The following is a 13,112-nucleotide window of genomic DNA, read 5'->3' as shown; positions in this document are numbered from 1 at the left end:
GCCGGATTGGAGACCACCGGACCCCGCGACCTCCTCATGACAGTCCTTTCACGGATGGACGAGCCGTTGCTGGCCTCAGGTGAGGACATCGTGAACCTCGGTATCCCCGAGGGACGACAGGTCGGACTGCTTCTCGACCAGGTACGACGCCTCCAGCTGGACGGCATGATCGGCTCCAGAGAGGAGGCTGTGGCGTATCTGTGCGCGTCGAAAGGTTGACGCACAGCCGTCCCCGCCTATAATAAAACCCACGCAGGCCCTTTCCTGACGTGCGCACAACGCAGGGGCCCATAGCTCAACGGTAGAGCAGGTGGCTCATAACCACTTGGTTCTTGGTTCGAATCCAGGTGGGCCCACCATGATGTCAGAATCGTCGATGAGGTGTATTCATGCTAATAGACAAGCTTTGGGAACTTCAAGAACTCCAGTTGGACTATCGGCAGAAGGAACGTCTTCTGCAGGAGTCGGATCTCTCTTCATTGCTGAGTCACAAGATCGACGAGACCGAGGAACAACTGGCCGCGTTACGAGCGCAGTTGGAAACGTTCAGGGCCGACGAGGTCAGGATCAGTGAGAAGCTGGACGATCTTTCGGCGAAGGTTCACGAAGCCGGTGCCAAACTCGGGAAGGAAGAAATGTCCGAAGACAAGGTCCAGAAGCTTGAGGAGAAGATGAAAAAACTGACCCTCGAGAAAGAAAAGGTCGAGGATGCACAGGGGAAGAATTTCCACGACCGGCAGGACGTCGAGGATCAGACCAGAGCCTCGGAATTGCTGGTAGAGAAGCTTCGCAAGGAGCTCGAAAGCATTCCTAAGTTGGACACAACCTCCAGAGCAGCCGTGAAGAAGTCCCTTCCGACCCTGCGCAAGGACATTGAAACTCGCAAGTCGAAGCTGCCACTTAAAGCTAAACTGATTTTCGAAAACCTGTCGCAGAAGTTTAGCGGAGCTCCTATTGCAAGAGCGGTTAGTTCGACCTGTGACTACTGTCACGTGAGACTTTCCCAGAAGACATTGTTCCGTCTTCGTAATGCAGAGAGCGGCGGTGATGCTGAAGAGCTTATCCGTTGCGAGATCTGCGGCAAGATCCTGTACGTCGGTACCAAAGACCGCGAATGAGTCAGTCGCAGGCAGGAGTTTCTCCTGCTTGAGGAAAGTCCGGGCTCCAAGAAGCGAGTTGCTCGGGAAACCCGAGTGGGGGTAACCCCAAGGACAGCGCAACAGAAAATATACCGCCCCGCAAGGGGTAAGGGTGAAATGGCGGCGCAAGAGACCACCGGCAGACCAGCGATGGGCTGCGCATTGCAAACCCCAACTGGAGCAAGACAAAATAGGAAGGCAAATAGGGCTGCTTCTCCCTGCCTTCGGGTATGTCGCTTAGATAAATGACTGACCACGACAGAACCTGGCTTATCATTCGCGGTATATGAAGAGACCCCGACCTCACGGAAGGGGTCTCTCTATTTTCAGGCGTCCTGCTGATGAAATCTCGGCTATCCACAAAGTGGACAGCGTGTGGCAGAGAGCTATATCTGTTCTGCGATCTGGATCAACTCCGCGAATGCAGATGGCTTGAGGCTGGCTCCTCCGATCAATCCACCATCGACCGAAGGGAGGCCTGCAATGGATGCGAAGTTGGCTGGCTTGACGCTGCCACCATACAAAATTGCGACGGAACCACCAATTGCCGTTCCAAGAAGCTGCTTGAGGTGCTCGCGGATGAGACCATGTGCTTGCTCTATCTGCTCATTCGTGGCATTCACCCCCGTTCCAATAGCCCATACCGGTTCATATGCGACAATGAGCTGAACGCCATCGGAGAGCCGGACGTCGCTGAGCGCGGTATCCAGCTGCCCAAACACGACCTCCTCGATCTTGCCGGCATTGCGCTCTTCGAGTGTCTCTCCAACGCACAATACAGGAATCAGGGACGCCTCAAGAGAGTTGACCAGCTTGCGATGAAGCAGGTCGGCCGACTCGCCAATGACATGCCTTCGTTCCGAATGCCCTATGAGCACGTGGGTTGCTCCTGTCGAACGGATCATGGCCGGCGATACTTCTCCCGTGAATGCGCCTTCGACCTCGGCCGCGACATCTTGAGCGCCGAGCAGTACCCAGGCTGGGACCGCACCGGTTTCTGCCAGAGCTCCTAATGCGATGTAGTCGGGGAAGACGATGACCCGCACCTTGTCCCCCTGTGGGGGTGCAACGGTGGCCAGTTCGGCGAAGAACGCCTTGGCCTCCTGGATAGTCTTAAACATTTTCCAGTTTCCTGCGACGATTTTCATGTTGTTCTCCTTTCGACACGGTACCCCAGACGCACGTCCACTATCACTCTTCATCCTCCTCGGGGTGTGGTGCAGCCGCGGGCAATCGCTCTGCACGCACTCTGGAGATTCTCTTCCCGACAACGTTCACTACTGTGAAAACGATGCCGGCACGCTCGACCTTGTCCCCGACACGAGGAAGGCGTCCGATTTCAGACAACATGAGCCCCGCGACGGTATCGTAGTCTTCACCCGATAACTCCGACTGAAAGAGTTCAGAAGCTTTGTCGGTCGACACGGAACCCTTGATGAGGAAAGCATCTGCCCCCACGTTCTCGATTTCAGCGGCCTCCTTGTCATACTCGTCTTGGATCTCGCCGAAAACCTCCTCCAGGATGTCCTCGACAGTGATGAGCCCTGAAACGGCACCGTACTCGTCGAAGAGAACAGCTACCTGGATGCGCTGCCGCTGCATCTCCTGGAGCAAGCTGCTGATCTTCTTGGTATCGGGAGCAAAAAACGGTTGCCGCTGGATGCCGCTTGCCTTGACGTTGGGCCCGGCACCGCTTGCCATGGCTCTGAGCGCATCCTTGGCATAAACCAGCCCCACCACGTTGTCGTCGTCCATGACCGGCAGACGCGAGTGACCGGTTTCGTCGATTGCCTTGATCACTTCACTGATCGGCACATTCTTCTCAACTGTTGTCACGTCCACAAATGGTGTCATGATCTCATACGCCAGCGTGCTGGTATAGTCAAAGATGTTATGGATGAGTCGCTCCTCTTCTTTGTCGATCACGCCGTCCTCCTGCCCCATCTTCAGCAGGTAACGGAAGTCCTCGGAATCGTTGAGGTAGCCCGGGTGCTTGGCATGTCGCAGCAATGGTCCCGTGAAGATTCCTGAAACTGCCGCAAGTGCACGTGCAGCTGGGTAGAGCAGCAGGTAAAGAGGATAAAGTAGAATAGCTGTAGCGCGCAATGCCTGTTCGGGGAAAGCCCTGCCGATCGATTTCGGGATCGTTTCGGCGAAGATGACGACAACGACCGTCAAGGCAAGTGTGGAGGCCACCGCAAGCAGAGCTGGGTTCACCCGCGCGAACAGAGTGAGTACGACCCGCGCGAAGATAAAAGATGCCCCAAGATTGGCCATGTTGTTGCCCAGGACCGCTACCGCGATGAGCATCGAACGGCCGGCACTCATTCTGGTGATCAGCCGATCAGCGAGAACAGGAGACTCACCCGTCTTTTCCAAAGCCATTGGCGTCATGCTCACGTAGCCGTATTCCACCATGGAAAAGAGGAATGAGAGAGCAAGGAGGACCAGCAACTCAACGATCTGTCCAGTCATGCGAGGTTCCTCGCCAGATAGGGGCGGTCCACCTGCGCCAGCTTCGCGAAAATCTCTTCCTCGCGGTGCTCCATCAGGCTGCGGTCATGCTCCTCCATGTGGTCGAAACCCACCAGGTGGAGCACAGAGTGAATGAGAGAGAACGCCAGTTGGTCTTCAAGGCTGTTCCCACTAGAGATGGCTTTGCTTTCCACCGCATCCATACAGATGACGATGTCCCCCAGTACCCAGCCCGTGCCGGGCGCGGCATAACCCAGCGGAAACGACAGCATGTCGGTGGTCGAGTCGCTGCCTCTGTGGTCACGGTTCAGTTCCCGCATTTGAGACGCCGGGACGAAGTAGCATGAGAGGGCGACAGCGCGTCGAATACCCGGAACAGCGGTGAGTTCCGGCTGTATCAGATGGACTATGTGAACGACAAGCGTCATGAGAGCTTTACTGTCCACCTGCCATCCGGGATCTGACAGTTCGACACGGCAGCGTACAGAGAGGTCAGGTTCTTTCATTTGTCTCCTCGAGCGTCGGATAGGCATCGCGAACATGATAGAATGAGATGAGAGACGTGAGAAAGTAGTCCCTGACGGTGGCGATCTCACCCAGCGTGAGCTGTGACTCGGCGAGTTGACCATCGGCAATGCGAGCGTTAACAACCGCATCGATGAGTCCTTCCAGGGCTGGTTTGTCCACCTTGGGAAGCGAACGCGCCGCGGCTTCAACGCCGTCGGCGAGGAAGATAAGGGAAGACTCCCTCGTATGTGGCTTGGGTCCCTGGTATCGGAATGCGTCAGGCGAGAGGTTTGCCCGCTCAGCAGACGCCTTGTCGTAAAAGAATTGCACAACAGTCGTGCCATGGTGTTCGGCGATGATATCAACCACCTCGGGCGGCAGGTGATTGCTTCTTGCAATCGTAACACCGGCCTGGACATGCTCCAGGATCACCTTGGTACTCAATTCGGGTGAGATATCCTCGTGGATGTTCGGCAGTTCCCCACGGTTTTCGCCGAAAAACTGTGGATGCAGCAGTTTACCGATGTCGTGGTAGTAACCCCCAACGCGAGCCATAAGCCAGTTTGCACCGATACGTTGAGCGGCGCCTGCCGCAAGATTAGCCACGTTGAGGCTGTGATGGTAAGTCCCTGGGGCGCTTTCGAAGAGCTGCGCCAGGAGTTTGCTTCCCGTATCCAGAAGCTCGCGCAGCCTCACGACCGTAGCGACGTTGAACAGTCGCTCGAAAACCAGAGTCAGTCCCAGCGCAAACACGGCTGCAATGACCCCCCCTGCGACCAGATACCCCGCGTTGGCGGCAATCACGGATAGTCGCTGTTCGCTGAGCCCGGCAAGAGCGCTATAGACAAGCGCGGCTGATGCGCCGGCAATCGGTCCGGCGATAAGAAGGGCGCTCACTTTGTTCACCTTCCGTATGACGATGAATACGACAATAGCGCCCACAACGAGCCCCGAGAGCACTTCTGCGGGCATCGGAACCATGATCCACGTCAGAACCATCAGGGCAAAACCAAAGACCGTGGCAAGGGCACCCTCAAAGAAGACGAACCCCAGCAACATGCAGAGGAAGAACGGGCTCATCGTTGCCGTCACGCCGCCAGCGAGCCAGCCGATCACGATGCACGCGCCGCCTATGACCGCTGTCTCCATCAACAAATGCTCGGTCCGGCCTTTCGCTGACCCAAGGAGCATGACCGCCAGTGCGATCGTTCCCCAGGCGAGTAACGCCACCAGCATCTGAGACACGACATTTTGGAGCGCGCGAGGTCCCCAGACCAGACCAGTACTCAAGAGCAGATCTGCGGTACTCTGGTCCAGGGTGCTCCCCTTCTTCACGACGGCGGTTCCGGCGAGGATGGTTGAGACGACCGGTGATACCGACGACGCAGCCTTGTCACGGGCAAGCTGAGTGGCTTCTTGATCGTATATGAGGTTCGAAGACACGAAACGGGCTGCCAAGAGGTATGCAGAGCGTACCTGGTTGTCGGAAACACCATAGCTCTTGAGTTCCGTATTGATGCTTTCGCGAGCGGCAGAGAGGCTTCCCTCGAGTACGCCGCGACCCATAACTATCGTCAGTGCCTCACGCGCCACCGTCTTCGACGATTGAAGCTCCGACTCGGAGCACGTCGCAAGGTACTTCGTCGTTGCACCTGCCGCCGTCATAAGCAATGCCGCGATCCGCTGAGACTCCTGGTCCACGGTGGTGTCTTGCGCGCGTATGCCGATGACCTTTGTCATGGCGCTTTCGAGGGCAGTTGTTGCCGCCGGCAGTCGCGAGCTGTCGAACTTGTAGATAGGAGCGACTTCGTCGCTTGCGCTTTTTCGAAGGGCCGCAGTCCTGACATTATCGACATAGACGATGTCCCGTCTGGAGACCATGTCCGCGCTGACGACTGTACCTTCTGACACTCTTCTGCGCACGGGGATGAAGGGAAGGGCGCACAATATGGCAGACAGAAGCGCTACCAGGATGAACACCAGCGTCCCGGTCCGTCTGAACCGCGTGAGCCGGAGGATGAGGCTATGATGAACAGGTCGGAAAAAGTCAGCTATTCTATTTTGTCGGGTCATGGGAGGTACTGTCCGCCTCGATTCTGTGCTTTGTCGCACGGAAAAATGTCATACTAACGTCTCCATAGCGCCTTTCCTTGTAGCTCTCCAGATCTATTGCTGGGCCATTATAACGTTCATGCAACGGTCGCCTGGACGGATGCTCCATGATTATGATACAGCCGTCTGCCGCATCGCGCAAATGTTCGGACAGGGTAACCAGGAGCCCTTCTTGTAACGTAGAGTCAAAGGGTGGGTCTGCAAAGAGGACGTCAAACTCCGCTCCCTGCAATCCGCTCACGTATCCATCGGCNNATCGACAAAGGTTGTATGTGTCGCTCCATTGCTGAGCGCTTCTATGCCCACCGCACCAGTGCCGCTGCAAACGTCGATGAACCTCGCCCCCGCAAGAATCGGTCGCATCATATCCATAACAGCCTCTCGCGCCTTGTCGGACGTAGGGCGCAGCCATGGTTCCTTGCCGACTGTCTTCAGCGAACGGCCCTTCAGTGTGCCTGACCCGATGATCATATCAATTGTCCTCCATACCTGGCTTTGAAGCGGGGTACCGGAGAGACAGCATACGGGCCAGATCGACATGTTCCGGAGCACCAAGTGATGGATCGTGTTCCAAGAGTTCTGAGGCAGCTTTTCGAATATCCGGAAGTGCGGAAAGGTCACGGTAGCTCAGCAGCGCTGTAGATCCGAACAATGGAACATCATAGCCATGCTGGACCGTCCCAAGGATGTCACCGGGGCCTCGCAGTTTCAGGTCTTCCTCTGCGATCTGAAACCCGTCGTCAGAGTGGACCAGGACCTGCAGGCGTTCGGTACCTTCGGCGGTCACATTGCCCTGGATGAGGATGCAATGGGAGATGGAGGACCCCCGGCCAACTCTTCCACGGAGCTGATGGAGTGTAGCAAGCCCGAATCTCTCCGCATCCTCGATGACCATGACACTTGCGTTGGGCACATCGACACCAACCTCGACGACCGTCGTCGCAACAATGGCATCCAGATTTCCCAACCGGAAGGCATCCATGGTCGACTGCTTGTCACTACTCTTCATGCGCCCGTGCAAGGACGCAATGCGCAACCCCTTGAGGCTGCCTTCGGTCAGCTCCCGCATGGTCTCCTCGACTGACGCCGTGCCGTCGCCCTCATCCGAAGCCGGGTCGATGGCAGGGACCACGATAAATGCCTGCCTGCCCTGAACTACCTGTTCACGCACCATGGCATAGGCGCTATCGCGCTTTGTGGCCGACATAAGATGCGTCTGGATCGGGAATCGCCCCGGAGGCTTCTCCACCAGTTCGGAGATGTCGAGATCACCGTATATGGTCAGAGCCAATGTTCTCGGGATCGGGGTCGCGCTCATGACAAGCGAGTGTGGCACGTTGCCTTTCGTCCCCAGAGCCACGCGCTGAGCAACTCCAAAACGATGCTGCTCGTCGACCACGCTCAGACCGAGACGCTCGAATGCCACTCCCTCCTCGAGGATGGCATGCGTGCCGACGAGACAGTCGACTTCCCCGGTCGCGACTGCGCCCAGGATGCTCTTGCGCTGAGATTTGGTCATCCCTCCGGTCAGCGTAGCAACTCGCAGCCCGAGAGGAGCAAGCAGCTCCTGAAGGACACGTCCCGTTTGCTCCGCGAGAATCTCAGTAGGACTAAGGACAGCGCTCTGGTATCCAGCCACCTTGGCCGCGTACGCCGCGTATCCGGCCACCGCCGTCTTTCCTGAACCAACGTCGCCGTGGAGCAGCCGGTGCATCTGCCTCGGTCTGCGCACGTCTCCCTCGATATCCCGCATGGCTGCTGCCTGGGAACCAGTGGGAACGAACGGCAGCACCCCGACATACCGCTCGACTGTTCCTGTGGGCAGGTCGAATGGGTTTCCCGGGACATCCTGTTCGGCATGCCTGCGCATCAAGACTCTCAGTTCAAAGAGAAACAAGCTATCGAACGCAAACCGGCTCCGCGCCCTTTCTGCCTCATGTTCATCAGTCGGAAAGTGCAGAGAGCGATAGCTCCATGCCAGGTCGGGCAGCTTGAAGTGCGACGCGACGTCCCGTGGCAGATACTCGGCGGTCGCTGAGGGAATCCGGCCTACGGCACGCCACACATGAGCCCGCAGTCCTTTCTGAGTAATGCCCGAAGTGAGGTGATAGAGCGGCACGATCCGGTTCATATGTAATTGAGCGGCCGGCGTTCCAGACTCTTCGAAAGCCGGCTGCATCAGCTGAGCCCCCTCGAACGAGTTCTCCAGTCTCCCGTAGAAATCGTAGTCATGGCCAACCTGAAGCCTGCTCCTCACGAACTTGTTGTTGAACCAAACGAGATGAAACACATGCCCGCCCGGATCCCGGACCGACGCCTTGACCAGCAGAACTTTTCGTCGGATCTCAGTAACCGCCAGCAGGTGTGCCTTGATGAGGACCATCTGCCCAAATGAATCGCGCGACAGCTCCGCCGGATAACGCAGGTCGAGGTAGCCTTTTGGCGCATGCTGAAGAAGGTCGGCAATGCTGCCGACACCGAGTTTCCCCATGATCTCCTGAACACGAGGTCCAACTCCCCACAATTTGGACACTGGTTCCTCGAGTACCTCCAGCAAGGCGTTCATGCTATCGGAGAGAGGTTTCGACACCAGCGTTGCATGTGCCAGAGGCACGCCTGCAGGCAGTGGCGACGCAACAGAAGGAGACTTCGAGTCGTTCAGAAGGGCAAGAACCGCCGAGCACCTGTCTACCCGCGCAGGGTTCGGCAGGAACTGATAGTCGACCAGCAAGGACTGCAGCTCGTTCGATACACCATGCTCCGCCGCTGGTTGTGTCCGTGTGCAAGAACCTTCCACAGTCACCAGGGCGAGCCGCGCAAATCCACCTACGGCGGCATCATCCTGACAGCCACGCTTGAGTTCCAGACGCACCAAGCCCCGGAGAAGCTCTTTCCACGTATCTGATTCGGCTGGACTGCCTCCGCTGCTCATTGAGTCGCTGATTCCCCGGATCCGTCCATAGGCCTAGGAGATGTTCGCAAGGAAGCTCAGGCCCGCCACAGGCGCCACTCCGAGGTACTCCGACACGGTGGCTCCAAGATCCGCAAATGTTTCGCGGACTCCCAGGTATGTCCCGCCACGGCGCGAAGGCGAATATGCGAGAACGGGCACGTACTCGCGGGTATGGTCTGTATGCGCAGTAAACGTCGGGTCGCAACCATGGTCGGCAGAGATGAACAGGATATCGTCATGTTTCATCGACCTCAGCAACTCGGGGACCGCCTCATCGAAGCGCTCCAGAGCGACGGCATAGCCAGCCACGTTACGGCGGTGACCGAAGAGCATGTCAAAGTCGACCAGGTTGGTGAACAGCAACCCTTCCCAGTTGCTGGTCTTGACCAGCTCGATCGTTTTCTGGATGCCTTCCTCATTGTTGTGAGTGTGAAAATGTTGCGTGAACCCCTCACCAGCAAACAGGTCGTAGGTCTTGCCGACCCCGATGACCTCCATGCCGGCCTTGCTCACCTGGGTGAGCGTCGTAGGGCCCAGCGGATGAGCCGCGTAGTCCTGGCGATCTTCTGTTCGCACGAAGTGCCCGGGTGTTCCGATGAACGGACGCGCAATGACGCGCCCCACCAGGTTCTCACCCTGCAGGATCTCTCGCCGGCTGATGTCGCACATTTCATACAACTTGTCGAGGGGGATGACGTCGTTGTGCGCAGCGATCTGGAACACCGAGTCAGCCGACGTGTAGACGATCGGATAGCCGGTACGCATGTGTTCTTCGCCGAGTTCCGCGATGATCGTAGTCCCGGATTCTGGCCGGTTGCCCAAGGCCTTGGTGTTGAAGCGCTTTTCGAAGGCGTCGATAACCTCAGGCGGAAATCCGTTGGGATACGTGGGGAACGGTTTGGTCAGTGTCAACCCCATCATCTCCCAGTGACCGCTTATGGAATCCTTCCCCCTGGCCTTCTCCTCCATGATCCCGAACGATCCAGTGGGACTGTCAAAGTGCCGGTCAAGCAGATACTTCAGGCCAAGTTCTTCGAGATGAGGGAGACGAAAACCCGGCACGCTCTTATAGATATGGCGAAGCGTGTCTGAACCGCCATCCCCATACATGAATGCATCCTTGGCTTCCCCGATGCCGACGCTGTCCAGAACAATGACGATGGCTCTCTTCTTCATGGTTTATCCGTCCCTTCCTTTGCGCTGGTGTCCTTGTCCGCCTGTCGACGCCGCTTGCGGCGGCGAGCCGGCCCCAGTACGAATTCACCGAGGGCGGTAATGCCACCGGCGCCCATCTTGACATAGTGATCGAAAAAACGCCAGATAAGGATGAAAGCCCCCAGGATGCCATTCGGAACAAACGCCGCAAACAGGGCCACCGCGCCGAGTTCGGCTCCGACAGAGGCGCCAGGAGTGGGGAAATAGGATACGGCGATGTAGTAGATGAGGGTTGCCACAACAATCTGGGTGATCGACGATGTAATGCCAAGACCGTACAGCAGGATGATCGGCGTCAGCACGAGGAGACCCCAGGAGACAAAACTGTAGGCCAGGCCTGTGACAAGCATTGCTCGATTGGCCTTGATGGCTGTCTCTCGTGCGCGCAACGTATCGTTTATGAATTTCTGTATACGGCGCGCCAGTCGCTGCCAGAACCTTCCTCGTCCAGTGAGAGTCTGCGTCTGACGCAGGACCAGCCTGTTGATGTAATTATTGATCCACTGCAGGCGGATAAGGCAAAACACGAGGAAACCGAAGTTGGCTACGTAGGCTGCCAGTCCGATGTAGAGAATGAGACGGAACCGGTTGTCGACCCCCAGGCTCCGGCCGGAGAAGATCAGCCAGACCGGCACAAAAACGAGGACGACCATCTGGGAAACACCCGACAGGATCGCCTTGATGGCAAACACCATCGTCGAATCTGCCACGTTGATTGAGTCGTCCTTGAACAGCATGTAGATCTGCGCCGGCTCACCCCCGCCCGCCTCGAACGGTGTCACCCTGGCAAAGAACTCACCCACGAGGATGTTACGCATGGCGGTGCGAAACGGGATCCGCAGACCGACCGAGCGAAGGATCGCCTGCAGCCGCAGCGCCTGAAAGACGATCTCAAGGAAGATGAGGATGACTGCGGCCAGGATATATCCGGGATTGAGGGACCTCACCACTGTCACGACGTTCATCTGGTGCGAAATGAGTGAGAGAGCAAAAATACCGAGCGCTCCAAATCCCAATGCTGCGAGAAGCTTCCAGACTATACTCCAGACGTTGGTGATCTGCGGACGATCGGGCGCCGGCGGTAGAGGTTGAGACTGCCTGGTAACGACCTCGGGCTGGCTGACGGCGTGATCCTCTCGGCCAGACATGACGGGCTCGGTGTGGTCGCCCTGTTTGTCCATCGTTGGGAGACTGTCGCCTATGTGTTCTTCGCCAGTTGCCATAACCGCTCCAGTTCCTCGGGAGGTGCTGTCGAGATGTCGACTTGCTGTTGCTTTGCATAGTCACGGACACGACCATATCGGTCGCGAAACTTGTCGAATGAGTGGTGCAGGGCCTTCACAGGGTTGACACCTGAGAGCCGCGCGACGTTGAGGGCAGAAAAGAGGACGTCGCCCAGCTCCATGGCCAGCGCATCTTCGTCTCTAGCTGGAGCGTTCAGTTCCTCTCCCAACTCACCGGTCTCCTCGAGCAACTTGCCATAGGCCTGATCCGCCGATTCGAAATCGAACCCGTCGGAACGGGCAGTCTCCTGCGAAAGCAAGGCGTTCTCGATGGACGAAAGCAGTTTCGCACTATCGACAAAGTGCTTCTTCCGGCCCTCAAGGATCTTAAGCTTTTGCCAGTTCTCCAGCACCTGGTCGCTCGATGTCACAGACACGCTGCCGAACACGTGTGGATGTCTGAATGTCAGCTTGTCGTCAGCTGTCCGAACCACGTCACAGATGTCGAATCCATCTTCCTCGCGGGCAACTTCCGACTGGATAAACACCTGTAGCAACAAGTCCCCCAGCTCCTCTTCGAGGTTATCGGCACTATCTCTCTGTATGGCGAGAGCTACCTCGTAGGATTCTTCCAGAAGCGAGTCCAGAAGCGATACATGCGTCTGCTGGCGGTCCCAGGGACACTTTTGGCGCAACTCGGCGATGAGCAGCCTGAACTCCTCAAGAGTTGTATATTGGGTGCCAACAAGAGGCCAGAGAACGTCGGCCAGCCGTATCGCCTCCCGAGCCAGGTCGTCGGGCTCGATTGTCGGAGCACGAGACAGCCCAGGTAACCGGCCAAGAAGCCCTGTAACAACAGACACCATGTCGACGGGGCACAAGCAGATGATTATGCCATAGTGCCGACCGGCAAAACGCATCCATGTCAGGAAACCGATAGCCTCTACCGGATCCAGCAGGGTCCGGGCCGAGGCTGGCAGCAACCGGAGACTGGAGGCCGACGCATAGACCAGAGCATCCGTTCCAGCCGGCACCGCCAGGGCAAAGCGTCGTCCAGTGTCGATCAGGGACTGCAGGTGAAGGTCTTGCTCCGTAATGACGCGTATTTCGTATTCTTCCATCCTTTTAGTGTACCGTTTCCGACCCCGAAAGCAAGGATGAAAGCAGAGTGAGCGGTTTCTGGTCCGCCTTCATGGGAAGGACCACCGAGTCCCGCACGGTTCGGGCGTGCGCGACCTGATCGACATGGGTGCGAAGGAACCGTGTGGCTGCTTCCTCAGCGCCGAATTCGAGAACAAGCACGTGGCCTGACTCTTTGACGGACGACACGCCGAGCGGAATCAGCGACAGTTCGAGGCGTTTCAGCGCAAAGATCCCCTCTACCTCAGAAGGGAGAGTTCCATAGCGGTCGATGGTCCGCTCTTCGAGTGCTGTCAGATCCTGCCCACCAGCCCGTTCAACAGCGTTGTAGAGCGCCAGCCGTTCACC

At 57.4% G+C, this 13,112-nt stretch carries 12 protein-coding genes, 1 tRNA gene, 1 other RNA gene and 1 pseudogene; 4 read left to right on the top strand and 11 right to left on the bottom strand.

The window, feature by feature from the left end:
• The 4 genes and pseudogenes from SMC5_RS10670 to rnpB form a co-directional block, all read left to right on the top strand.
• Nucleotides 1–219 (top strand): annotated as a pseudogene (locus SMC5_RS10670) (hypothetical protein); the annotation flags it as partial.
• A gap of 65 nt (nucleotides 220–284) precedes the next feature.
• Nucleotides 285–359: transfer RNA gene (locus SMC5_RS04230), tRNA-Ile, on the top strand.
• Between the two features lie 30 nt (nucleotides 360–389).
• Nucleotides 390–1,118, top strand: coding sequence for a hypothetical protein (locus SMC5_RS04225; RefSeq protein WP_119119727.1), 729 nt, complete (start codon nucleotides 390–392; stop codon nucleotides 1,116–1,118).
• Nucleotides 1,108–1,427: RNase P RNA component class A (gene rnpB, locus SMC5_RS04220), an RNA gene on the top strand. Before SMC5_RS04225 ends, rnpB begins: the two co-directional genes overlap by 11 nt.
• A gap of 98 nt (nucleotides 1,428–1,525) precedes the next feature.
• On the opposite strand, the gene tpiA is transcribed toward rnpB, so the two are convergent.
• The 11 genes from tpiA to SMC5_RS04165 form a co-directional block, all read right to left on the bottom strand.
• The gene (gene tpiA, locus SMC5_RS04215; RefSeq protein WP_165846230.1) at nucleotides 1,526–2,287 is read right to left on the bottom strand and encodes a triose-phosphate isomerase; all 762 of its coding nucleotides are present in this window, start codon (nucleotides 2,285–2,287) and stop codon (nucleotides 1,526–1,528) included.
• A 43-nt stretch (nucleotides 2,288–2,330) separates the two neighbouring features.
• The gene (locus tag SMC5_RS04210; RefSeq protein ID WP_119119725.1) at nucleotides 2,331–3,614 is read right to left on the bottom strand and encodes a hemolysin family protein; all 1,284 of its coding nucleotides are present in this window, start codon (nucleotides 3,612–3,614) and stop codon (nucleotides 2,331–2,333) included.
• Nucleotides 3,611–4,120: an rRNA maturation RNase YbeY gene (gene ybeY, locus SMC5_RS04205; protein ID WP_207799052.1), complete on the bottom strand. Its 510-nt coding sequence runs from the start codon at nucleotides 4,118–4,120 to the stop codon at nucleotides 3,611–3,613. Before ybeY ends, SMC5_RS04210 begins: the two co-directional genes overlap by 4 nt.
• Nucleotides 4,107–6,194, bottom strand: a complete 2,088-nt coding sequence (locus SMC5_RS04200; protein ID WP_119119724.1) for an HD family phosphohydrolase — start codon at nucleotides 6,192–6,194, stop codon at nucleotides 4,107–4,109. The genes ybeY and SMC5_RS04200 overlap by 14 nt, the downstream gene beginning before the upstream one ends.
• Complete coding sequence (locus SMC5_RS11630; protein WP_165848968.1) at nucleotides 6,178–6,474, bottom strand: RsmD family RNA methyltransferase; 297 nt, start codon at nucleotides 6,472–6,474, stop codon at nucleotides 6,178–6,180. Before SMC5_RS11630 ends, SMC5_RS04200 begins: the two co-directional genes overlap by 17 nt.
• Nucleotides 6,471–6,704 (bottom strand): RsmD family RNA methyltransferase, encoded by a 234-nt coding sequence (locus SMC5_RS11385; protein WP_165848967.1) that lies wholly within the window; start codon nucleotides 6,702–6,704, stop codon nucleotides 6,471–6,473. Before SMC5_RS11385 ends, SMC5_RS11630 begins: the two co-directional genes overlap by 4 nt.
• 1 nt (nucleotide 6,705) lies before the next feature.
• Nucleotides 6,706–9,165: an ATP-dependent DNA helicase RecG gene (recG, locus tag SMC5_RS04185; RefSeq protein WP_119119721.1), complete on the bottom strand. Its 2,460-nt coding sequence runs from the start codon at nucleotides 9,163–9,165 to the stop codon at nucleotides 6,706–6,708.
• 33 nt (nucleotides 9,166–9,198) lie between these two features.
• Nucleotides 9,199–10,362: a phosphopentomutase gene (locus tag SMC5_RS04180; protein ID WP_119119720.1), complete on the bottom strand. Its 1,164-nt coding sequence runs from the start codon at nucleotides 10,360–10,362 to the stop codon at nucleotides 9,199–9,201.
• A complete protein-coding gene (locus SMC5_RS04175) occupies nucleotides 10,359–11,624 on the bottom strand; it encodes a lysylphosphatidylglycerol synthase transmembrane domain-containing protein (protein ID WP_119119719.1) in 1,266 nt (421 codons plus the stop codon). Before SMC5_RS04175 ends, SMC5_RS04180 begins: the two co-directional genes overlap by 4 nt.
• Nucleotides 11,600–12,745, bottom strand: a complete 1,146-nt coding sequence (mazG, locus tag SMC5_RS04170; protein WP_119119718.1) for a nucleoside triphosphate pyrophosphohydrolase — start codon at nucleotides 12,743–12,745, stop codon at nucleotides 11,600–11,602. The genes SMC5_RS04175 and mazG overlap by 25 nt, the downstream gene beginning before the upstream one ends.
• 4 nt (nucleotides 12,746–12,749) lie before the next feature.
• On the bottom strand, nucleotides 12,750–13,112 hold a 363-nt coding region (locus SMC5_RS04165), incomplete at its 5' end, for a TRCF domain-containing protein (protein WP_133299161.1).

This window comes from Candidatus Cryosericum odellii (genome assembly GCF_003570935.1).
Taxonomy (GTDB): domain Bacteria; phylum Caldisericota; class Caldisericia; order Cryosericales; family Cryosericaceae; genus Cryosericum; species Cryosericum odellii.
The sequence above is the reverse complement of the archived record's forward strand: the minus strand, read 5'-3'. Positions and strand labels throughout refer to the sequence as shown.